Source organism: Paenibacillus sp. Soil750 (assembly GCF_001428045.1).
Classification (GTDB): domain Bacteria; phylum Bacillota; class Bacilli; order Paenibacillales; family NBRC-103111; genus Paenibacillus_E; species Paenibacillus_E allorhizoplanae.
The window spans coordinates 136,999-160,074 of record NZ_LMSD01000002.1 but is presented as its reverse complement, the minus strand read 5'-3'; the positions used below and the strand labels follow the sequence as shown (position 1 = coordinate 160,074).

Annotated in this window: 22 protein-coding genes; 15 read left to right on the top strand and 7 right to left on the bottom strand. The window is 45.2% G+C overall.

All coding sequences use genetic code 11. From position 1 onward, the window contains the following. The first annotated feature begins 224 nt into the window (after positions 1-224). The 5 genes from ASL11_RS03960 to ASL11_RS03940 all read left to right on the top strand — a co-directional run bounded on the left by ASL11_RS03960 (position 225) and on the right by ASL11_RS03940 (position 6,888). Complete coding sequence (locus ASL11_RS03960) at positions 225-1,547, top strand: response regulator (protein ID WP_056609907.1); 1,323 nt, start codon at positions 225-227, stop codon at positions 1,545-1,547. Positions 1,548-1,655: 108 nt separating this feature from the next. Next, entirely contained in the window at positions 1,656-3,083 is a 1,428-nt protein-coding gene (locus ASL11_RS03955; RefSeq protein ID WP_056609904.1) for an ABC transporter substrate-binding protein, read from the top strand. Positions 3,084-3,167: 84 nt separating this feature from the next. Next, complete coding sequence (locus tag ASL11_RS03950) at positions 3,168-4,079, top strand: carbohydrate ABC transporter permease (protein WP_056609901.1); 912 nt, start codon at positions 3,168-3,170, stop codon at positions 4,077-4,079. Continuing rightward, positions 4,076-4,957 carry a carbohydrate ABC transporter permease gene (locus ASL11_RS03945; protein ID WP_056609900.1) on the top strand — a complete coding sequence of 294 codons (882 nt, stop codon included), beginning with the start codon at positions 4,076-4,078 and terminating at the stop codon, positions 4,955-4,957. The genes ASL11_RS03950 and ASL11_RS03945 overlap by 4 nt, the downstream gene beginning before the upstream one ends. A gap of 158 nt (positions 4,958-5,115) precedes the next feature. Continuing rightward, the gene (locus tag ASL11_RS03940) at positions 5,116-6,888 is read left to right on the top strand and encodes a sensor histidine kinase (RefSeq protein WP_162261622.1); all 1,773 of its coding nucleotides are present in this window, start codon (positions 5,116-5,118) and stop codon (positions 6,886-6,888) included. A 47-nt stretch (positions 6,889-6,935) separates the two neighbouring features. On the opposite strand, the gene ASL11_RS03935 is transcribed toward ASL11_RS03940, so the two are convergent. Beyond that, a complete protein-coding gene (locus ASL11_RS03935) occupies positions 6,936-7,802 on the bottom strand; it encodes a helix-turn-helix domain-containing protein (RefSeq protein ID WP_056609896.1) in 867 nt (288 codons plus the stop codon). A 130-nt stretch (positions 7,803-7,932) separates the two neighbouring features. Here ASL11_RS03935 and ASL11_RS03930 point away from each other — a divergent pair, with 130 nt between their 5' ends. Beyond that, a complete protein-coding gene (locus tag ASL11_RS03930; RefSeq protein ID WP_056609894.1) occupies positions 7,933-9,435 on the top strand; it encodes an L-fucose/L-arabinose isomerase family protein in 1,503 nt (500 codons plus the stop codon). Positions 9,436-9,802: 367 nt separating this feature from the next. Here the strand turns inward: ASL11_RS03930 and ASL11_RS03925 are convergent, their stop codons facing one another. Continuing rightward, positions 9,803-9,997, bottom strand: coding sequence for a hypothetical protein (locus tag ASL11_RS03925; RefSeq protein ID WP_056609892.1), 195 nt, complete (start codon positions 9,995-9,997; stop codon positions 9,803-9,805). 210 nt (positions 9,998-10,207) lie between these two features. On the opposite strand from ASL11_RS03925, the gene ASL11_RS03920 reads away from it, so the two are divergent. The 3 genes from ASL11_RS03920 (at position 10,208) to ASL11_RS03910 (ending at position 12,512) form a co-directional block, all read left to right on the top strand. Beyond that, positions 10,208-11,209: an LLM class flavin-dependent oxidoreductase gene (locus ASL11_RS03920; protein WP_056609889.1), complete on the top strand. Its 1,002-nt coding sequence runs from the start codon at positions 10,208-10,210 to the stop codon at positions 11,207-11,209. Positions 11,210-11,634: 425 nt separating this feature from the next. After that, positions 11,635-11,850 (top strand): hypothetical protein, encoded by a 216-nt coding sequence (locus ASL11_RS03915; protein ID WP_056609886.1) that lies wholly within the window; start codon positions 11,635-11,637, stop codon positions 11,848-11,850. A 188-nt stretch (positions 11,851-12,038) separates the two neighbouring features. After that, positions 12,039-12,512: a GlcG/HbpS family heme-binding protein gene (locus ASL11_RS03910; protein ID WP_056609883.1), complete on the top strand. Its 474-nt coding sequence runs from the start codon at positions 12,039-12,041 to the stop codon at positions 12,510-12,512. Positions 12,513-12,596: 84 nt separating this feature from the next. Here ASL11_RS03910 and ASL11_RS03905 read toward each other — a convergent pair whose 3' ends face one another. The 4 genes from ASL11_RS03905 to kduI are packed head-to-tail and all read right to left on the bottom strand — an operon-like array spanning position 12,597 to position 15,861. Further along, positions 12,597-13,430 (bottom strand): sugar phosphate isomerase/epimerase family protein, encoded by an 834-nt coding sequence (locus tag ASL11_RS03905; protein ID WP_056609881.1) that lies wholly within the window; start codon positions 13,428-13,430, stop codon positions 12,597-12,599. After that, on the bottom strand, positions 13,431-14,183 hold the full coding sequence (kduD, locus tag ASL11_RS03900; RefSeq protein ID WP_056609873.1) for a 2-dehydro-3-deoxy-D-gluconate 5-dehydrogenase KduD: 753 nt from the start codon (positions 14,181-14,183) through the stop codon (positions 13,431-13,433). 54 nt (positions 14,184-14,237) lie between these two features. Further along, complete coding sequence (locus ASL11_RS03895) at positions 14,238-14,993, bottom strand: DeoR/GlpR family DNA-binding transcription regulator (protein WP_056609870.1); 756 nt, start codon at positions 14,991-14,993, stop codon at positions 14,238-14,240. Positions 14,994-15,027: 34 nt separating this feature from the next. After that, positions 15,028-15,861: a 5-dehydro-4-deoxy-D-glucuronate isomerase gene (gene kduI / locus ASL11_RS03890; protein ID WP_056609867.1), complete on the bottom strand. Its 834-nt coding sequence runs from the start codon at positions 15,859-15,861 to the stop codon at positions 15,028-15,030. A gap of 205 nt (positions 15,862-16,066) precedes the next feature. On the opposite strand from kduI, the gene ASL11_RS36275 reads away from it, so the two are divergent. The 6 genes from ASL11_RS36275 to ASL11_RS03865 all read left to right on the top strand — a co-directional run bounded on the left by ASL11_RS36275 (position 16,067) and on the right by ASL11_RS03865 (position 21,978). Beyond that, positions 16,067-16,231 carry a hypothetical protein gene (locus ASL11_RS36275; protein WP_157256813.1) on the top strand — a complete coding sequence of 55 codons (165 nt, stop codon included), beginning with the start codon at positions 16,067-16,069 and terminating at the stop codon, positions 16,229-16,231. Positions 16,232-16,324: 93 nt separating this feature from the next. Next, on the top strand, positions 16,325-17,236 hold the full coding sequence (locus ASL11_RS03885; RefSeq protein WP_056609865.1) for an AraC family transcriptional regulator: 912 nt from the start codon (positions 16,325-16,327) through the stop codon (positions 17,234-17,236). Between the two features lie 106 nt (positions 17,237-17,342). Then, the gene (locus tag ASL11_RS03880) at positions 17,343-18,848 is read left to right on the top strand and encodes an alpha-glucosidase/alpha-galactosidase (protein WP_056609863.1); all 1,506 of its coding nucleotides are present in this window, start codon (positions 17,343-17,345) and stop codon (positions 18,846-18,848) included. Between the two features lie 131 nt (positions 18,849-18,979). Further along, positions 18,980-19,297, top strand: coding sequence for a cupin domain-containing protein (locus ASL11_RS03875; protein ID WP_056609861.1), 318 nt, complete (start codon positions 18,980-18,982; stop codon positions 19,295-19,297). Between the two features lie 76 nt (positions 19,298-19,373). Continuing rightward, positions 19,374-21,227: a sensor histidine kinase gene (locus ASL11_RS03870; protein WP_056609859.1), complete on the top strand. Its 1,854-nt coding sequence runs from the start codon at positions 19,374-19,376 to the stop codon at positions 21,225-21,227. Then, the gene (locus ASL11_RS03865; RefSeq protein ID WP_056609858.1) at positions 21,220-21,978 is read left to right on the top strand and encodes a response regulator transcription factor; all 759 of its coding nucleotides are present in this window, start codon (positions 21,220-21,222) and stop codon (positions 21,976-21,978) included. Before ASL11_RS03870 ends, ASL11_RS03865 begins: the two co-directional genes overlap by 8 nt. Positions 21,979-22,019: 41 nt before the next feature. On the opposite strand, the gene ASL11_RS03860 is transcribed toward ASL11_RS03865, so the two are convergent. Further along, on the bottom strand, positions 22,020-23,075 hold the full coding sequence (locus tag ASL11_RS03860; RefSeq protein WP_056609857.1) for a TRAP transporter substrate-binding protein: 1,056 nt from the start codon (positions 23,073-23,075) through the stop codon (positions 22,020-22,022). Between the last annotated feature and the right edge of the window lies 1 nt (position 23,076).

The following is a 23,076-nucleotide window of genomic DNA, read 5'->3' as shown; positions in this document are numbered from 1 at the left end:
AGTTACAGGTGACGACCGAGGCGAATGGAGGTCTGTAAGTCGATAAAATCGAGTTACGCGAGACAACAACGGTTATTGAACTTCTGTAACTCCAAAAAATCGAGTTACACACTCCACACCCAGCTTCCACACATCCCACACAATAAACGTAATAAAACACATATTCACATCGATTGTTGTACAATAAAATGGAGTTATGGCAAGTAAATGAACGAGGTGGCAGCATGGTTAATATTTTGGTTGTAGATGATGAGCCGATGATTTGCAAGGGGGTTGCGACGATCTTAAAGCAATCTAAATTGGACATAAACGAAGTTTTCATCGCGTATAACGGGTTTGAGGCGCTGGATTTTATACATTTAGAGAAAATAGATCTGGTATTTACAGATATTCAGATGGAGAAAATGAATGGCATTGAATTGATCGAGAACATATTTTTAGAGGATCCGTCCATTCCGATTGTGATATTGTCGGCACATGGTGAGTTTGAGTATGCGCAGAAAGCGATCCGTTTTGGAGCAAAAGAGTATTTGGTTAAGCCGATTACGCCACCGCATCTCATATCCGTTGTGACCAAGCTGCTGAAGGAAAAGGAAGAGAAGGGTCAGCGCTTTGCGAATTGGGAAGGCTCGCGTACCCTGCCTGGCCATATGACGCATGAGACGAATTATTATTTAAATGAATTGGTGACGGGGACGATCCATGAGTCCGAGGTTCCTACAATAAAAGAAACACTGGATAATCGCATGAATGGCACGTATTTTAGCATGCTGACTATCAAATTATCATTAGAACGTGGCGGCATCCATGATCAGGAAATATCCACGTTGAAGGATCGCAGTTTGTTGAAATACGCAGCGTTGAACATCATGGAGGAAACCGCGAGTCAGTGGAGCCATCTTGTTTTCAATAATCACAACTCCACCTTCACCTTGCTGCTGCAAATAACAGAAGAGGAGAGCAGAGGCTCGATGCGTGTGAACCAGCTATTGATGGTGGCTCAAATGATCCATACTAATCTGCTGAAATATTTGAATGTGAAGAGTCAAATCGGCATCAGTCGCATCCGTGAGGGCATTACGCAGTGGCCGGTGATGTATAAAGAAGCGCTCGAAAGCTTAACTTGTTGTGAGACCAATAAGGGTCACTACATGTTCTATATTGAGGATAAAGACAGCATCAATCCGGATCCCGACTTAACCATAGCTAGTGTAGATGAGGCGAACAACCGAATCGTATATGAGACGAAAGTGTATATCGAGGGTCATTTCTGCGATAAAGGATTGAAGCTGCAAGATATCGCAGATGCGGTGCATTTAAGTCCGAATTATTTGAGTTATTTGTTCAAAAAAGTGATGGGCACGAACATCTGGGACTATGTCACGAAGCTGCGGATGGAAGAAGGGAAGCGTCTCATTCTGACGACAGATAAACGACGCTACGAGATTTCCGAGGAAATCGGTTACGAATCTCCGGAGCATTTTAGCAAAATTTTCAAAAAACATTTCGGAATTAATATCTCGGAAGTGAAACAAACAGGTGCGTAACATACGACATACTAAGCGTAATACGACACATCGCCCTTGCCTTGAACTCCCCTTATAATCAAAAATGTAGCAACTACAAGTGAATGCGATTCGAAAGGGGAACCAAACATGAGAGCAAAGAAAGCGTCTACAATGAGTGCGATTGCGTTAACGGTATTGATAGCGGGGTGCAGTTCAAGCAACGGAACATCAAGCACGACAAGCCCAGCTCCAGCGGCAAAAGAGTCCACACCAGCTGCTGCAACAACAGCACCTGCTGCGAAGAAAGTAACGATTACGGCTCAAAGCTTTAAAGCCGATCAAAAAGAGAAGAATGATCAGTTAGATCAGCGGATTGCTCGATTTAAAACGAAATTCCCGAATGCTGATTTCAAAAAAGACGACTGGCAGTACAATCCGCTCGAAATCGGGATCAAAATGGCTTCGAACAGTGCCCCAACGGAGTATACGACGTATGCAACAGAAGGCAAAGTGCTTGTCGATAAGAAATGGGTTGCGGATATTACCGATTCCATGAGCTCATGGGCGCATGCCAAGGATATGAATGATCTGCTTTCCAAACCTTTTGTTGTTAATGGGAAAACATACGGTGTACCGATTGATGGTTACGTCATGACGATCACGTTAAATAAAAAGCTGTTCAAAGAGAAAGGCGTAGACCTTCCGCCAATGGATTGGACATGGGACGATCTGCTAGCCGCAGCGAGAAAAATCAATGATCCAGCGAAAGGGATTGCAGGCTTTATTCCTATGGGTAAAGGGCCGGAAGCTGGTTGGAACTGGACGAATTTCCTGTATGCTGCAGGTGGCGATGTACAGAAGCTAGATAATGGTAAAGTAGTCGGCGTGTTCAATTCGGATGCTGGTTTGCAAGCGCTTGAATTCTACAAGAAACTGAAGGATGAGAACCTGATCCCGCAGAACTGGGCACTTGGTTATGGCGATGCTTTGAATGCATTTGCTCAAGGGCGTGGCGCGATGGTTATGTGTGGCAGTGGTAACGCAGCGGATACGGCGATCAACGAAGGCGGCATCAGTAAGGATGATCTCGTTGTGTATCCTATGCCTTCATTTACGAAAGGCGGTAAGCATACAGGAGTACTTGGCGGTAACTATCGCGTAATTAATCCGAAGAGCGATAAAGACCAACAAGAAATGGCGTTCAAATGGATTACAGATGAGTACTTCACTGACGATTTCTTGAACTCCACGAAGAAAGAAATCGAAGATCGTAAAGGGAAAAACCGCGTGTACATTCCACAACCGATCAACTACTGGAAAGATTCCTCTGATTTCGGTAAAAAGTATACAGATCTCTTAACGAAGTACGATAACGTGTTCAAATACGATCCACAATTGCTTGCTCTATGGGATGGTAAGCCAGAAGCGCAATACGAAGCTCAAAAATACTATACAGAAATGGCAAATGTCATTCAAAAAGTATTTACAACGAAAGATGTGGACTTGAAAAAAGCACTGTCTGAAGCCGCGACCAAAGTGCAAACGGAAACGTTTGACAAAGTGAAGGTCGAATAGGTAAGCCTAACTGACTTCTACCTGCGGCCGCTTATTCTGGAGTGGCTGTAGGTAGAGGTTTTCTCACTATAAGGAGTGTTTAGGATGGATGCAGAGCTGAGTTCACAACCGATCGTAGCAAGCCGGGTATCGAAGAAGAAAATGAACTGGTATTTATGGGGTACGCTGTTTATTTTACCGGAAGTCGTGTTATTCATTATTTTTCTATGGGTGCCTATTTTCAAAGGGATTTTCTATAGCTTCTACAACGTTGATTTCGTAGATGGCAATCATTTCACTGGCTTAGCAAATTATGTGAGTATTCTGAAGGATGATCTACTTTGGATTTCAATTAAGAATACATTGATCTATATGGCTTTGGGTATTATTCTGGGCTTCTGGATCCCGCCGTTAGTGGCCATCGCGGTTTCGGAGCTTCGTCGGTTTCAAGGGGCAGCACGGATCATCAGCTATTTACCTAGTGCGGTGCCTGCGATTGTTTTGTACGGTATGTGGATGTGGTTTTTTGATGCCGTAGGGCCAATTAACAGTTTGTTGCAGAAAATAGGCATAGACCAAGTTTCGTTTTTTAGTCCGAAATTGGCGATGGCTTCGATTGTTGTTCTAGAAACATGGCAAAGCTTTGGGGCAGCTACGTTAATCTATATTGCGGCGATCGTCGGGATCCCGAAGGATTTGTACGAAGCCGCTGAAATTGATGGCGCCAGTGTATGGCAGCGTGTTCGATATATCATTTTGCCTAGCATCAAAACCTTAATGGGATTATTGTTGGTTCTCCAACTGATCACGACCTCTCAAGGCTTCCAAGCACAACTATCCATGACGGATGGCGGTCCGAATAATGCAACGCTGACGTACTTGTTATGGCTTAACCACACGGCGTTCCGTGATTTGGAATTCGGTAAAGCGAGTGCCATGGGCAGCTTGATGTTCTTTGTGCTCATAGGAATGACCATCCTTTACAACGTCATGCAGCGTAGGAGTGAGAAAGCATGAAGCAAGGCGAACGAGGATTAATTTCTCAGCATGATTTCAAAAAAGGATCCGTCAAATTCGGTTACACCCTCATGGTGCTGCTTATCGTGGCGATTGCGGTTACGACGATCTATCCGTTTCTGAATACGTTTTTTGGCTCACTGAAAACGCGGGAAGAGTTTTTCACTTTTCCTCCCACTTTTTTTCCGAAACACTGGATTTGGAAAAATTATGACGATGCGTTTAACAGCTTCGACCTGCCATTGTTGACGTTTTTGAAAAATACCATATTCATTTATATGGGGAATGTCGTGTGCTCGTTGTTATTTATAGGGCTAGCCGCATATGCGTTATCTCATTTGAAAGTCCCGTTCAAGCGATGGATAACACTATTCTTTTTCTCTACACTGTTGATTCCGCCAGCAACGTACATTGTACCTAACTTTTTGAATTTGAAAAGCTTAGGAATGATCAATACCTACTGGGCCTTCTGGTTGCCCGCGGCGGCAAATGCTTATTTCATGCTGCTGCTCAAAAATTTCTTCGATGGCATTCACAAGGAAGTGCTGGAAGCAGCGCGTATCGATGGGGCAAGTGAATTCAAATCCTTCATTCGGATTGCAATTCCGCTGTCAATGCCGATCATTGGCACGCTGCTCATGTTGTCGTTCTCGACGACGTGGAATGATTTCTACTGGCCGAGCATTGTGATGACGGATAAAAGCATGTACCCGCTGGCCACAGGTATTTATCGTTATGTGGTGTATTCCAACTCGGTCATTCCATGGAGTGTACGCTTTGCGGTGTTGACCATGGCGATGCTGCCGCCGGTACTGTTCTTCTTGATTTTCCAGAAGTTTATGATTCGTGGCTTATCAGTATCGAGCGTGAAAGGATAGGGAGAAGCGTCCTTCAGAATGCGAATTCTGGAGGCGTTTTCTTTTGCGTTTAAAGGAGTTTCTTTCCGGCATAGCGAACGTACTGATAGCCTAACCAACAGCGGTGCTGCTTCTTCTGGTAGCTTGACGGAAAGTTTTTTGAAAGGATGGTAAGAGGGATGCGTAAAATGCTGCAAAATATGAAGCTGATGAAAAAGTTGATCCTATTGCTAATCGTCTTCGTGGTGATTCCAACGCTCATGTTGGATTTGGTTGTTGCCAAGAAGTTGGAATCCATTACGGAGGAACAAGTAGGGACAGCTCTGCTCCAATTAGTCCGGGGAAGTCATTTGACACTAGACCGCGAAAGCAGCGATTTTGAAGAAAAAACGGAAAAAATTATGATTTCGCAAGAAATCCAACAATTAGTGAGCGTCCCATCATCCTCTGAATATGAACGTTTTGAAATTTTCAAAGCGTTAGATAAATATTTGAACAATTATTCAACCAATGCGGTGAGATATTCCTTGTTTTTCTCAGATAAGGATAAGTTGTATTCGTTTGTCCCTAATTCAGACCTGTTGAATAATGGCGTGTTTTATTCGACAGATATGACGGATCTTTCGTGGTATAAAGCGGTCAGCAATGCGAAAGGCAGAGGGATTATTCGTGTCATTGATAAATTCGGATATAACCCGAACAACACGCAAACGGTAGCCTATTTAAGGCAACTAAACAGTATTTATAACGGCGAAACGGTTATCGGCTACTTGGTTGTTTCCGGCATTGAAACGCCGTTACAGTTAGATTTCGTCCCTTTTGATAAGTATAAAGATGCCCAAATACTGCTGCTAGATCCCGATAATACGGTCTTGGCGACGAATACCGAAGCCTTCGGGATTGGCTCGAAGATTGGTGTGCCCGAAGGCAAGGAAGAGGGGGTTTATAAGCAGATTGAGAACGGCAATGAGATCATGTCGGTCATTCACACAAGTGAATTTACGGGGACGAAGCTGCTGATGCGTGTTCCCGTCCAGTCGATCATTATCGATCATATCAGTGTTCAGCGCTTGGTCGATTGGATTATGTTGATTTATTTCTTTATTTTGATTTTGGCGAGTATGTATTTCATACAATCGATTTTGAAGCCAATTTCTCGACTGGCTCGAATCACGAATTCGTATCATCCAGGAAAAGCTTTGGGCATTACCATGCATGCGGAGAGTAAAAATGAGATCGTGCTGCTGAGCAATCATTTCATCCGAATGACCAATCGATTGAATCAGACGATTTATGATCAATATGAGCTTGAATTAAAGCATAAGGAAGTTGAATTGTCGATATTACATACACAAATCAATCCTCATCTTCTCTATAACACGTTGGAGTCTGTTTACTGGCATACTTTAATGGAGGGGGCAGCGGAGTCCGCGGAAATGATTAAGGATTTGTCGCTCATTATGCGAATTGGGCTAAGTAAGGGGAAGCTGCTCATTCCGGTGATGGAAGAAATCAATCATGCGGAGGCGTATGTGCGGCTGCAGCTGTTCCGCTATGAGTACGCATTCAAGGCGTATTGGGAAATCGAAGAAGAGGCTAAACGTTATCTGATGCCAAAGGTGCTCCTGCAGCCGATTATTGAGAATGCCATCCTCCACGGAATCAAGAATATGAGCCATGATGGGGAGCTTTGGATCAAGGTGAAGCATACGGAAGGTAAACTGATTATTAGTGTGGAGGACAACGGCTATCGCCCTGCGGATATCGGGATGTTGAATGCCATTTTGCAGGGGAAAGAGAGCAGTAAGGGATTCGGTATTATTAATGTGCAAAAGCGGATCCAGCTGCATTTCGGGGAAGGCTTTGGCTTGCAGTATGCGTTGCGGGAGGATCAGGGGGTACGCGCGTGGATTGAGATTCCAGCTGTGCTGGATGAGACGGATTTGAAATAGGAGCAGGGAGCTGCAAATTGCAAGTAAACCCCTTACATCCCACTCTATCAGCGAGGCCGCTGCCATTTCTTGCGATAGACCAGCGGCGTGTCACCGGTACGGTCTTTGAACAGATTGATAAAGTGGCTGACGTTATCGATGCCAATCGTGGTTGCTATTTCAGATACAGGCATATCAGAGTATTTTAAGCGTTCCTTGGCATGTGTCATTCGAATGCTAATCAAGTATTCATGAGGCGAGAAACCTGTATACTGCTTAAACCGTTTGGCCATATGGTATTTACTAACGGCATGCTCACGAGCAAGCTCGTCTAGAGAGATGGATTCCCTAAATCTGGATTCCAGGGTTTGGCATATAGCATCAATGTAATCAGGCTTGTCCGATTCGGATAAGCCTATTTGCTGCGCAGAGAGGACGATCTCTGTCAGCAGCTCAACGAGCAACTTCGATGTGAGGAACTCTGTTGATGCGTTTCGTTGTTGTTGGATCTGCAATGTTTGACGTAGCAGCTTGGATACGTGGGATTCGTTGCTTTGCTGCAAAACTGGCTCGTGTGAGGCTGCATAATGCTCATAATAGGCTGATGACGCACTCCCGTGAAAATGTACCCATAGAAGCTCAAGTGGTTCCTGGGGATGGGTTGCGTAATGATGGTAGCTATCACAGTGGATGAAAAATAACTGATGAGCTTCTAATGAATAGCTGTTATCCCGATATCTTAACTGTCCTTTACCTCGTAAAATGTAAGCAATCAAATAGGAATTAAGACCTTCACGTTCTGTGAAATACCCTGGAAGCGTATGGAAATGACCTATTTCTTGTACATAAAACAGGTTTGTTTTGGCAAATGAGGAAGGGCTGGCAATGAAACGAATCGAGTCTTCCGACCATGCAGTAGTGAAATTTTCTTTCATGAGAGAGGCGCCTCCGAGGCTTTCGCAAGATTCTATTATTATATGCCAAGATTATTGGATGTTATCTTGATTGTAAGCCATTACAATAAGTTTATAAAGCTATTATTTATGGACGAATGGAGATGTTTCGATGTCAATTTACCCAGCAATTAAGGCAAGCCTCAAGCCTCGAATTGGATTATATTCTGTTGGACTCCGAGCATATTGGGAGCAGTTTCCTGGTTTAAAAGAACGATTAGAAGAATATGGACGCTTTATTGAACACAAAATGGCCTCATGGGCTGACGTGTATTACTATGGGCTCGTTGATACGGAAGGGGAAGGGCGGAAGGCAGGCGAATGGCTGAACGAGCGACAAGTGGATCTTGTTTTCTGCCATGCAGCAACCTACTCCACAAGTTCTACAGTGCTACCGGTGCATCAAATCTGTAAAGCACCTGTTGTCTTCCTCAATTTACAGCCAACAGCGAGACTTAATTATGAGCAGTCTACGACAGGGGAATGGTTGGCGCATTGTGGAGCTTGTCCTGTGCCAGAGTTCGCCAATGTATTCAATCGAGCGGGTATCCCATTCCGAGTTGTGAATGGGATGCTGGGGCTCGACTATACGCCAGCCATTTCATTAACGAATGAAGTGACGAATGAGCGCCGTGAGGCGGTGCGTGCGTGGAAGGAAATTGAAGAGTGGGTGCGGGCAGCGGGAGTACCTAGGACCTTGCAGCATAGCCGCTTCGGTTTCTTAGGCAATACCTATAGCGGGATGCTCGATATGTATAGTGATTTTACGATGGTTTCTGCGCAGACAGGTCTGCATGTGGAAGTGCTTGAAATGTGTGATCTGGATCGCATGCTGCGAGAAGTGACGGCACAGGATATGAAACGGAAGCTGGGTGAACTGCATGACATGTTCCAGATCAGCGGCGACTCCCCTTCGGATCCGATTGCAAAGAAGCCAACAGAGGAGCAGCTGGAGTGGTCTTGTCGGGTAGCTGCCGCGCAAGAGAAGCTTGTGCGGGCCTATGATTTAGACGCCTTGTCGTACTATTACCACGGTGCACCAGGCGGTGAATACGAGAAGCTGCAAGGCGGCTTCATTGTCGGTCACTCGCTGCTTACAGCGCGTGGCATTCCTTGCTCTGGCGAAGGAGACCTGAAGACGGCTGTCGCGATGAAGATCAGCGATATTCTCGGCGTCGGCGGCTCCTTCTCGGAAATCGTCGTCGTGGATTATATCGACGAGACGATTCTGCTTGGCCATGACGGGCCGTTCCACATCGCGATTTCCGAAGGAAAGCCGATTTTGCGCGGCATGGGGCTGTATCACGGCAAGCAGGGCACTGGCGTGTCCGTCGAAGCCAAGGTGAAGACAGGCGCGATCACGACGCTGAATGTGACGCAGACTGGCGATGGTAAGCTGAAGCTGATCTCGAGCGAAGGCGAGTCGACGAACGGGCCAATTATGAAGATCGGCAACACGCAGACACCGGTGAAGTTCCGCGAGCACCCGGATGCGTACATGTCGCGATGGTTTGCAGAAGCGCCGACGCATCACTGCGCGATGTCCATTGGGCACAATGCATCCCAATTTCAGAAAGTCGCAGAGTTGCTGAAGTTGAAGCATGTGATTTTGTAGCTGCTACGATAGAGTGAGAGTGGAGTTAGTCGATGAAACCGACTAACTGCCACACAACAGAGGCAAAGAGAGTGTAATTAGTCGACAAAACCGACTAACTGCCCCACAACAGAGGCAAAGAAAGTGTAGTTAGTCGATGAAACCGACTAACTCCTGCGCAACAGAGGCAAAGAGAGTGTAGTTAGTCGACAAAACCGACTAACTCCCACCACCAAATAGAAAACGCAACAGTCCGAAAAGGACTGTTGCGTTTTTGGCATCCACGTACTTATCGCCGTAACTTTACTACGGCATTCCTTCTCACTTCACCCAGATGACAGTGTGTGCTCCAATTCATTCGTATATCCACATTCGTGGAAGTGCTTGATTAATTTTGCGGAAAGGAAGATAGATCTTCGGATGATTCAGAAATTCCTGTCACATCAATATAATGATCGATTGAATCAAGAACCTGACTTAACGGAGATTGAGTAAATATAATGCGATCCGCGTGAATAGCGTTATAGGTGCTATCATCTTTGTTAATTTTGAATCCTCTATAATTCTCGTATATGGTTTTCATGGCAATCTCTCCTTCGCTAGGATGTATATAATAAAATACCATCTTATGGATAAGTTTGGTAGAGGTGTAAAATAAGAGATTCTGTCACTTTATGAATGTTCATGTGAATTTCACATTAAAATCGTGAACTGGAGAAGATAATAGGTGGATATACGTGTTTTTTGCTATTCTGTTCTTTTTTATGTTACAGTTATGTGGAGGTGATTTCAAGTGTTAAAATTAAGTATTTTGGATCAATCGCAAATTGGAGAAGGTCGTAATGCCGCGCAGACGTTGGCCGAGACGACTGAACTTGCACAAGAAGCTGATCGAATTGGCTACAGCCGATTCTGGGTGTCAGAGCATCATGCTTCACAAGCCTTGGCGCATTCAAGTCCAGAGGTTCTAATCGCACATTTGGCAGCCAAAACAGAGCGCATCCGACTAGGCTCTGGCGGCATCATGATGCCGCATTATAGTGCATATAAAGTTGCTGAAAACTTCCGCTTGTTAGAAGCTCTTCATCCGGGGCGTATTGATGTTGGGCTTGGTCGTGCACCAGGCGGTATGCCGATATCCACGCGTGCACTGCAAGAGGGCAAATATACAGGTGTTGACCAATACCCGCAGCAAATCGCTGATTTGACGGGTTATTTATATGATTCACTTCCGGCGGGGCATAGGTTCGCCGCACTGCATGCATCACCAATTATCCCGACGGCACCCGAGATTTGGCTGCTCGGATCTTCCTACGACAGTGCAAGAATTGCTGCTGATCAAGGGGCGGCTTTCGGTTTCGCGCAATTTTTTGGAAACGCGGATTGTGAGCAGGCACTGCGAATTTATCGCGAGCATTTCACACCGTCAATCCTGAATGAGAAGCCTCACTCTCTAGCAGCTGTTTTGGTCATCTGTGCAGACACGGAAGAAGAAGCCAATCAACTGGCGCTTAGCACAGACTTGTTCTTCTTGTCTTTAGGTCGCGGCATGCTGCTTCCCTCATTCCCTTCCGTGAATACGGCGCTCAATTACCCGTATACGGAGAATGACTATGCCATGATTCGTGATGGTCGTCACAGACGAATTGTTGGTACGCCGAAGCAAGTGAAGGAAGAGATCTTGAAGTTGAATGAAGCTTATCAAGCGGATGAAATCATGGTCGTTTCGCCGATTCATAACATCGAAGCTCGCTTGCATTCGTATCGTTTGCTGGCGAAGGCGTTCGATCTGTAGAGATATGGGAGCCTGTGCTCCTATTGTCAGATGCGCTCGCCAAATTAAACGGACTTCCCGTATCGAACGGGGCTCACCTAATCAAACGGGTCATGCCCCATCATCACTCGCGCCATTAACTGGAAAAAGTACAGTTAATTTCACTGAATATCCACGAAAAATCTGAAATAACTGGATTTCATGTAGTTAATTTCAGCGATTTGGTTTGATTTCAACCAATCGGTGAAGATTAGCTGTAGGTTTTCCAGTTAATCTCTTTAATCAGCGATTTAGCGTGAAATTAGCTACATGTTTTCCATTAATTTTGCAAATCGAGTGGTAGGAGGTAGGGTGTCCGCGCATCCAACCAGCGTCATGCTGAAAACCACATTTGCGTTTTTTGGCGACTGCCATTACACTTAAACAAAAAACGGTGGAGTGGTGGCATGAGCAAGAATCGCGTATGGAACAAGGGAAAACGGAATGGTGGAGGCGGGCCTGCACCTGGAACAAGCTACAAAGAGAAGCTTGCAGCAGAGCAACCTTTTAAAGCGGAAGTGATTGATCTTTCGAATCCAATTAATCAAGTGAAGCGCATGAGCCGTGAGAACTGGGTAGAACGTCCGACCCGACCAGCTCGCGCGCAACAGCCGAGTAAGTAACTGACACGACAAAGCCTATCTAGTCTCCATTCATGGAGATGGTGAGGGCTTTTTTTTATGCCAAAATTCTCGTTAGCTAGTCACTCATGCGACTTTTTTCGCCTAAAACCTCATATAAATGGAAAAAGTGCCGAAGGTGAGATGGTTATGTGCCAAGCGGATAGGTTCGACTAAGGAGGATATGCATCATGAGAACCGTCTTGAAGCTAGAAATCGAGGAAGCGAAGGTGATGATTGCTGCTGGTATTCAAGCTGCGGAGGAGGCTCAGGCGGCAGAAACGATTTGTATCGTTGACGAAGGCGGTTATTTGTTGGCATTAGAGCGAATGAACGGTGCACGCAATACGAGCCCTGAGTTGGCAATGGCGAAAGCTTTTACGGCAAGTGGGCATAGACGTTCTACACACTTGTTTAATCAGCCTGGCGGGCCAGCGACGATCCATGGGGAAGCGTTTGGCATTCATGCCATGATGCCGGGGAAGTTTGCGATTTTCGTAGGTGGCTTTCCTATCGTGGTTAACGGTCAAGTTATTGGCGGGGTTGGCGTGAGCGGAGGGGCTGGCGAGGAGGATATTGCCGTTGGAGTGGCGACCTTGAAGGCGCTGCAACAGCACCTAGGCGAACAATTCGAAGTGCTTACCGATGCGGATATTAAAAAGTAAGAAGCGAAGCGACCGCGTTCCAATGTGTGGTGTAAAAAGAACCCCCCGAAACCTCTCTATTGAGAGATGTCGGGGGGCGATTCACTATAGCAGGCTTCTCACGTACGAGAACGTTTCTTCAATCGTATGATCTTGGAGCCGCTCTAACGAAATGTCGACTCCAGGCTTATTCGAGTGAAGCTTTGCCAAGAAAGAGGCTGTCTCGAATATCCCTTTACCGGACTCAATTTCATTCTTTCGACCATTGTCCACAACATAATCTTTCAAATGAGTCAGCACAATTCGGCTGCCAAAAGTTGCGAAGGCATGATCCAAGAAAGCTTCTTGATCTCGTGGCTCAACCACAGTTGGCGGAATCAGATTAACCGGATCGAAAACAACACCTAATGTGCTGGAAGGCACTTCAGCTAAGATTTGCGCCATTTTCTCTGTGCTAGACAAAGTATGTGTGACAACCGGCTCTAATCCGATGTGAACACCCCAACGCTCGGCCTCTTCTGCTAATTCCTCAACCGTTTGCTTCAGGATGGACCATCCTTTGGCCTCATACCCGTTAGCATCCTCTGCAAGATACGTTGTTAGATCACCTGTTTCAGTCGCCACAATGGACGTTCCGAAATCACGGGCGTAACGCAAATGCTCTTTGAATCTATCGATTTCATAACGACGCTGCTGCGGATCGGGATGAATGGGATTGATGTAGCATCCGAGCACGCCAATCCGCACGCCTGCGCGATGAAATTGCTCGCCAATATGATTGGCGAGAGCTGGGCTTAATTTCCCAAGACTTAAATCATAATCGCTAATCGCTTTACTGAGTGCTAATTGAACGAAGTCAATCCCTCGTCCGCTTAACTTCGCGGTCAATTCCTTCAAGGGCAGATGGCCGACGGTATGAGCGAGTGTCCCGATACCCATCTATCTGGCCATCCATCCGCCGTCCACGCATAGTACGTGACCGTTCATATAATCGGAAGCGCCCGAAGACAAGAATACAACAGGACCTTTCAAATCTTCAGGTGAACCCCAACGACCCGCTGGAATACGCTCCGTGATAGAAGCAGTACGTTTCTCATCTTTGAGAATTGGAGCTGTGTTATTCGTCGTCATATAGCCTGGTGCGATGGCATTGATTTGGATGCCTTTTCCAGCCCATTCGTTCGCTAATGCTTTCGTCACACCTGCAATCGCATGCTTACTAGCTGTGTAACCTGGCACGTTAATTCCGCCTTGATACGTCAACATGGAAGCAATGTTCACGATTTTACCGCTGCCGCGCTCGATCATATGACGACCAATCAGCTGGCATAGGAAGAATGCCGAGTTCAAGTTCAGGTCAATAACATCGTGCCAATCTTGACGCGCATGGTCAACAGCTGGAGTACGACGGATAATACCCGCGTTATTTACTAGGATATCGATGCTGCCGTAAATGCCAATCGCTCTAGCGACGACATCCTCAAGGATGTTTTCATTGCTTAGATCTGCAGCGATAAGCTCGGCTTTACCGCCTAATGCGCGGATTGCTTCAACAGTTTGAACGCTTTCAGAAGAGGAAACCGCGATGACGTTTGCGCCTGCTTCTGCAAGTCCGATCGCCATAGCTTGGCCTAGGCCGCCTGAAGCGCCTGTAACGAATGCTGTTTTTCCCGATAGATTAAAAAGTGTCATAACGTACTCCTTTTCTAAAAAAGAAATGATAGGTTTCAACCTTGCAACTTGCTCTTAACGTGTTTCAATCTGGATGCCTGTTTCGCGGAACTGCTGAGCCGTTTCTTCTGTCAACCCGCTATCGGTTAGAATCATAGCAACCTCAGAAAGGGATGCGAAAGTTCGTAACGCACATTGCCCGAATTTGAAATGATCGATAACCCCATAGACGGTTGCGCTGGAGCTGATTAATGCACGTTTATACTCGACAAGATCATTTGTATAAATCGTAAAGCCATGCTGCAGGTGCACCCCAGTGGCAGAAATAAACGATTTCTGAATGTTGAGGCCGCGTACATAGTCTACGGCTTCGGGGCCGGCAAGCATGTTGCGCAGTCGATAGCCACCTGGCACGACAAGCCGAATTTCATCCTTGTGGACAAGTTCAGAAATAATGTAAAGATCGTTAGTTACAACGGTAAGCGCCTGATTATCCAGCCGCCTAGCAATTTCAAGCGTTGTCGAGCCACCATCCAGTGCGATAATATCGCGAGGTTGGATGTATCGGAGTGCGAGAGAAGCAATCTCCGATTTCTTGTCCGCATGTTTAATATTCGGTTCTTTCGCAGAGAGAATGCCTAATTGGTCACTTTGAGCTAGCAAAGCACCGCCATGAATGCGGATAAGCAGCCCCTTTTCTTCCAGTTTGGCTAAATCTTCGCGAATGGTTTTTCCTGTTACTTGTAGACGTTCACTCAGCTCATTCACAGTGACTTCTTTCTGAGCGAGTAAAACTTCCATGATCGTTTCATATCTACGTAATGGATTCATCGGGATTCATCCGTTCTTCTAATGGGAGTACCGATTATTTCAAATCTTGCATAGCAACTGCGTCCATATCGTTGAACATTTGATTTTCGCCAGCCATACCCCAAATGAATGTGTAGTTGTTCGTACCAACACCGCTGTGGATGGACCAGCTTGGTGAGATGACAGCTTGCTCATTGCGCATAACAACGTGACGAGTTTGTTGTGGCTCACCCATCATGTGGAAGACAACTGCATCTTCTGGCATGTCAAAATAGAAATAAACCTCGGAACGACGGTTGTGTGTATGAGTCGGCATTGTATTCCACATGTTGCCTGGCTTCAATAATGTCATACCCATAACAAGTTGACAGCTTTGAATACCGTCCAAGTGGATGTATTTATAAATCGTACGCTCATTGGAAGTATTGATGCTGCCGAGGTGAGCAGGTGTCGCTTCGCTAATCGCTACTTTCACAGTTGGGTACGTTGTGTGAGCTGGTGTGGAGTTGAAGTAGAACTTCGCTGGGTTCGCTGCGTCATCGCTTGCGAAAGAAATTTCTTTGGAACCAAGTCCGATGTAAATACAGTCTTTGGAATCCATTGTGTACGCTGTACCATCAACAGTGATTGTACCTCTTGCTCCAACATTGATAATACCGATTTCGCGGCGCTCTAAGAAGTAGTCAGCAGCCATTTCTTTCGTGTCAGCTTCTAATTTAAGCGTTTCAGTTGTAGGCAAAACTCCGCCAATAATAAAACGGTCAACGTGGGAGTAAACTAATGTCACTTGGTTTTCTGTAAATAAGGATTGAATTTGAAATTCAGCTTGTAAACGTTCAGTATCAAATTGTTTAACTTCATTCGGGTGTGATGCATAGCGGATATCCATGGATTAATCTCTCCTTGAGTTGGTTTATTTGTGTTGATATACGTTCATATAGGTTTAATTTACTTCATATCAACCATTTAGGCAAGGAGATCTTGTGTGCGATTTGTAGAAATTAGGGAAGTTGTGAATAAAGTGAGCGGAAAGTGTACAAAACAAGCAAACGGGCACAGCTATTAGGAAATTAATAAGGAGGAGGCATACATCGATGGACAAAAGTCACTATTTCGACCACGTTTGCAATGATACAATTCCGACACTGCCAGAAGAAGAAGATACAACTCCGACTGATATGTTAAGTGATGCCGTTGCGGAAATTATGGATAATTTAAGTCATCCATTTTCAGATGATGATTATACAGATCGAGACTAAAGGATGCAGTTGAATCCCTTCCATTGGAAGGGATTTTCTTTTTGAAGGCAGGGGAGTACAATGACCATATGAACGGATGGAAAGGAGCCCCTGATGCCACAATCGACAAGATTATTTCCTGGTTTGTTACCGAATCACCCCTGTCATCCACAGGTGGTTGCTTATTATTTTAAACAATGGCAAGGCTTCCATATGCCCTTTCACCGACATGATGCGACTGAGATCATGTATACCATACAAGGCTTTTGTGAGATAGAGATACAGCTTTCACCAACACGAACTGAACGAGTTAGATTGAAAAAAGGGGAGTTCATTCTTCTCAATGCCAATATTGCTCATCGACTTATTGTTGAAGATGATGAGCCGTGTCGGATGCTTAATGTGGAATTTCGGTTTACTCCGCATCAGGGCGTGATGCCCTCCTTACAACAGCTTGCCGCGGAAGAGAAACAGCTGAACTCTTTATTAGAAATTCAGACCGCTTATTTAGTGCTGCGTGATCCAGATGAAGTATATCATGTGATGAAAAGTTTGGTGCTTGAGCTGGATAAGCCGGCTGACAAGAGCGAGTCCATGATTCAACTGTTGTTTGCGCAACTGCTGATCCGAATCGCCCGTTTACGGCGTGAATCCGCAAGCAGTAGTTTGGTACAAAGTGAATGGTATGTGAAGAAAAGCATGGATTATATGCATCAAAATTACGATCGCGAGATTCAAGTGAAAGAAATAGCAGGGGCTGTGAATTTGCATCCAGGCTACTTACAGCGCATTTTCAAAGCGGTGACTGGACAAACCTTAATGGCGTACTTAACGGAAATCAGAATGGAAAAAGCACAAATGCTGCTGCTCGAAACAGACATTCCGATTGCGGATATTTCTGATTATATCGGGGTGGGTAGCCGTCAGTATTTTCATCTGTTATTCAAGGCGCACACGAACTTAACTCCTACGGATTATCGCAAATCGATGAACACGCACAAACATATGTATCCTGAAGGAAGTTAGGATTTTTGACAATTGATATGTGAATTAGTTAGGAATTTGATAACGTTTTCTCTCTTTGCTTGGTACAATGTGAAGCATAGACGAAGTGATAGAGAGGGCGATAAATATGGCATTTAAGGTAGTATTCATTGGCGCAGGCAGTATTGGTTTCACTCGTGGACTACTTAGAGATTTATTAGCTGTACCAGAATTTCATAATATCCAAGTGGCTTTTACAGACATTAATCCACACAATTTAGAGATGGTGACGGAGCTATGCCAACGTGATATCCATGAGAATGGCTTATCGATTCAGATCCAAGCGACGACAGATCGCAGGGAAGCGTTAGAAGGCGCCAAATACGTACTTTGTACAATTCGTGTAGGCGGTTTAGAGGCTTTTGCAACGGATGTGGACATTCCTTTGAAATATGGTGTGGATCAATGCGTAGGTGATACATTGTGTGCGGGTGGCATCATGTACGGTCAACGTGGCATATCTGAAATGCTTCGTATCTGCCAAGATATTCGCGAGGTTGCAGCGCCTGATGTCACATTGTTGAATTATGCAAACCCAATGGCCATGTTGACTTGGGCTTGTAATAAGTATGGCGGCGTTCGTACGATTGGCCTTTGCCATGGTGTACAACATGGACATCATCAAATCGCAAATGTTTATGGCTTGGATAAGAAAGACGTTGACATTATATGCGCAGGCATTAATCATCAAACATGGTATATCCAAGCTTCCCATGAGGGGAAGGATTTGACAGCAGGCTTATTAGAAGCATTTGAAAATCATGCCGTGTATGCACGAACAGAGAAAGTTCGCATTGATATGCTGCGCCGCTTTGGCTACTATAGCACGGAGTCCAATGGACATTTGAGTGAATATGTTCCTTGGTATCGGAAACGGGCAAGTGAAATTGGGGATTGGATTGATATGGGGTCTTGGATTAATGGTGAAACAGGCGGTTACTTACGTGTGTGCACGGAGGGACGACGTTGGTTCGAAACCGATTTCCCGAACTGGATGAAGGATCCCGCATTCGTCTATGCGAGCGAGAAGCGCAGCGAAGAGCATGGTTCCTACATTATTGAGGGACTAGAAACAGGGCGCGTATATCGTGGTCATTTTAACTTAGTGAATAAAGGTGTGATTTCGAATTTACCTGATGATGCGATTATTGAAGCACCAGGCTATGTCGATCGCAACGGCATCTCGATGCCGCATGTCGGTGAGCTGCCATTGGGCCCAGCGGCGATATGTAATGTCAGTATCTCCGTTCAGCGCTTAGCTGTAGAAGCAGCAGTTCATGGAGATGATAAGCTGCTGCGTCAAGCGTTTATGATGGATCCGCTCGTTGGAGCTGTTTGCAATCCGAAGGAAATTTGGCAAATGGTAGACGAAATGTTGGTTGCACAAGAGGCATGGCTGCCGCAATATGGTGCGGCAATTGCTGAAGCCAAACAGCGTCTTGCAGCAGGGAACCTCATTCCGACGCGTGACTATGAAGGGGCTGCTCGTGTGAAGGTGAAAACGGTCGCTGATATGCAGCAAGATCGTGAGGCCGCCAACAAGAACGCAGGGGAAGCTGACAAAGGGAAGGATCGCGCGACGACAACGGCGTGAGGTTCGTTTCTTTTCAAGTATGTTCATTTGGGTTCTTTTCGGGTATAATTAGTGAGTAAGTGAAGGGCCGCTTGCGGTCCTTCTTTTTCATTTCAGGATGGAAGCGTTTTATAACGAAAGGGGAAAGTCAGATGTCTAATATTGGCGTATGGGAAGCTGCAGAACCAGGCGTGACTCGTTGTATTTTGAAAGCAGAGGTAGGTTTAATGATGATGGAGGTTCACTTTGAACCTGGGGCGATTGGCTATCAGCATAGTCATGTTCACGAACAAATGTCGTATTGCTTGAAAGGTAAAATCGAATTCACAATCGATGGCGTTGTTACGGTTATTGAACAGGGCCAAACGGTTTATATACCAAGTGGAGCTAAACATGGTGTTACCGCGTTGGAAGACTCTGCACTCTTAGATGTATTTACACCGATTCGCGAAGATTTGGTGAAAAGATAACCAGTTGCTCCCGCAACTGGTTTTACTTTGAGTACGAATATTGAATGCGTTTACATTTGTTAAATGGAGGCAGACTATGCGAAAAAGGGGACGTAAAGCGTGGAATTGGTTTCACCGCAGCTTATTTTTACGTGATCGTCCACTGACTGTTAAATTGCTCGTATATTCAGCCATGCTAGTTGTGATTCCGCTATGTGTTGTTGGATTCATCTCCTATCAGAAATCGTCCGAGGTGCTTCGGGAAGAAGCGAATCTAAGTAATGCACAAATTATTGAGCAGGTTAAGCTCCATATCGAGTACTACATACGCGATTTCGAAATTGACTCGATCCGCATGCAAAACCACCCAGCCATGCAGCAATTCCTACGGATGACGAGTGAGCAAGAAGTGAAGGAATCCGGCATCCGCGAACCCTTGCTGCAATTATTTCACGATACCGCGTACTCTCGATCGGATATTTCACGCATCCTGCTAGTTATGGAGGATAAAGCAGTTCTGGATACAAGCTTCAACAAGAACGTAACTCCAGCCATAGAATTAATTCAAGAACCGTGGTTTTCAAGTGTTCCTAACAATAGTGATATTCGACTTATTATTCGTCCGCCCTCACCACGCTATGAGCTCGAATATGTGCCTGTGCTCTCCATTGTGAAAAGGCTAGTGAGTCAGAATACATTGGAACCGGTTGCAACCTTGATCATGGAAGTGAATTTCAAACGTATTCAAGAAATTGCTGATCGCGTAACGATTGGACGCACGGGATATCTCTCGATCATCGACTCCGCGGGTCACTATATATTTTCCCCAGCCAATGAGGAGATTGGTCAGTTGTCTGAGCTTGAGCAATTACCGATTATTCTCACGCAAGATAGCGGCTCTTACCAAGCATCAACAGGAGATAAACCGTTCTATACGTGGAGTAAATCGTCCTATCTGAATTGGCGATTAGTCACAATGATTCCGGAATCCGAATTGACGCATGGTACGCAGTATATTAGGCAAACCATTTGGTGGACTGTTGTCTTTACGCTGCTTATCGCCTATTTAATCGGCATTGGTTTCGCGACTAGCATTGTTCGACCGATACGATCACTTCAGTTTTTTATGAAAAGAGTGAAAGCAGGGGATTTCCAGTCCCGCGTGGATATAGAGTCCAAAGATGAGATCGGTCAGTTAACGAATGATTTTAATAAAATGGTTGAGAAGCTGCAAGTGCTTTTAGATGAAATTTACTATTCAGAGCTGCGCGAGAAAGATCTTCAGCTTCGCCAGAAAGAGACGGAACTGAAAGTGCTGCAATCCCAAGTGAACCCGCACTTTTTGATGAATGCGTTAGAAACGGTCCGAGGTATGGCATTGGAAAAGGATATGACGGATATTTCTGTATTGGTTGCTTCATTGGCTCGACTACTTCGCTACAATTTGAATCATGCAGGCGCAACGATTTCCGTGCAACAAGAAGTTCATATCTGTGACATGTATTTGCGGATTCAGCAATATAGGTTCCAAGAGAGACTCACGTATTCGTTTCAGATTCCATCATGGGCAGAGACGCAGTTGATAGCCAAGTTTGCTCTCCAGCCACTTGTTGAGAATTGTGTCATTCATGGCTTAGAGACGAGTGCTTTGCCCGTGCATATTGATATTTCTGCAAAACGTTATGACGAGAAGCATTTTGTAATAGAAATAAAAGATACTGGAACCGGAATACCAGTTGATAGACTGAGGTCCTTACAGCTCGATTTGCGTCAAAAAGATATGGTGACTGCTGTCTCACAGATTGGCATAGTCAATGTACATCGGCGAATTTCGTACTTATTTGAGGAGGATTCTGGCCTTGAACTGGAAAGTAGCGTTGGTGCTGGAACCACAGTTAGGATTAAGCTGCCATTGAAGCTACATGGAGAGGGAGGGGCTAGTTGTGTATAAAATCATACTAGTGGATGATGAGAAATGGGTCCGTGTTGTGTTGCGGAAAGCTGTTGAGCAGACCAAGCTGCCTGTAGCTATTATGCAGGAATGTGGAAATGGGTTAGAGGCACTCGACGCGCTTCAGCATCATCAAGCAGATCTCGTGATATCTGACATTAAGATGCCGGTTATGGATGGAATTGGATTAGCGGAGCAACTGGCACTTAAATCAGTGAATGTCATTTTAGTCAGTGGGTATGATGATTTTCAACTAGCCCAGAAAGCCATTCGGTATGGTGTGAAGGATTTTTTGTTAAAGCCTGTTGAAACGGAAGCCATGGCGGATTGTTTGCGCAGATGGATTCAAGAACGTGAGTCGCGGGAAGAAGCCTTACGTACTGATATTTCCGTAATAAATTCAGATGAACTATCCGCTATTGCACGCGTTCAGCAATTCGTAATGGCGAATGTGCATAAAGAAATTTCTTTGACTGATGCAGCGACACTGGTACATCTCAATCCAAGTTATTTAAGCCAGCTTTTTAAGCAGCAAACCGGGGGTAAGTTCGTTGATTTCGTTATTGAAATGCGAATGGATGAGGCGAAGCGACTGCTTGTAAAAACATCCCTGCGTGTTTCGGAAATCGCGGAAAGACTTGGATATGCGGATATTTCTTACTTCAGTAGTACGTTTAAGAAGATCACCACATACTCCCCGCTAGAATACCGCAAAAGTGGCGGAATGCCAAAAGAAAAAGGACACATGTGAGGCGCCTTTCACCTGCATGTATCCTTTTTTTCAATTCTGGCTTACTTTTTCGCTTTCTCAATCGCTTCCAGGGTTTCTTTATATTCACTGCGATATTTCTCGATAACAGGCTTCACAGCATCTTGCCAAGGCTTAAGGTCGGAAACATCTGTAATCGTGACGCCAGCTGCCTTTACTTTAGCTTCTGAATCCTTCTCGAATTTATCCCATTCGGCTTTTTGCGTTTTGACGGACTCCTGAGCTGCTTTCTTAATTAAATCCTTATCTTCGTTTGAAAGCTTATCCCAAGCTACTTTGGAAATCAGTAAAACTTCAGGTACACGTTGATGTTGGTCTAGAATGAGATTCTTAGCCTGTTGGAAATGGTTGGAAGAGAAATAGCTTGGATAGTTGTTTTCTGCGGCATCAATGATTCCGGTTTGTAATGCATTGAAGACATCACCGTAGGGCATGGGAGTTGCATTTGCGCCAAGTGCAGCCATGAGATCGATATTGACTTTATTTTGAATAACACGTATTTTGAGTCCCTTAAGATCGGCTAAAGTTTTAATCGGTTTCTTTGAGTAGAAATGTCGTGCACCAGAGCTATAGTAGGCAAGACCCTTCATGCGGGAGGTCTCCAGGCTATCCAGAAGCTTCGTCCCTTGCTCACTCTCTAGAAACTTCCATTGATGAGCGTCATTGTCGAAAATATAAGGCAAGCTGAACACTTCATATTGCTTGTTGAATCCGCCTAGAGCACCTGTGCTGACGCGGGTAAATTCGATGGCGCCGAGCTGGACTTGCTCGATAACAGCCTTCTCTTCACCTAACTGGGATGCGGGGAATACATCGATTTTGATACGACCATCTGATGCTTGATTGACCAACTCAGCGAATTTCTTATCGCCAATTGTTGTCGGGTAATCAGCCGGGTGCGTTTCAGCTAAACGGAAATTTAATTTAGGTCCATCACTTTTTTTCGTTGCTGAAGCGGGTGTAGTTGTTCCGGGTGCTGAAGTTGAGCTGTTCGTAGGCGTGCTGCCGCAAGCTGAAAGTAACAAACTTGTACCAATGACTGTGCTGAGGATAGCGAAATATTTTTTATTTATATGCATG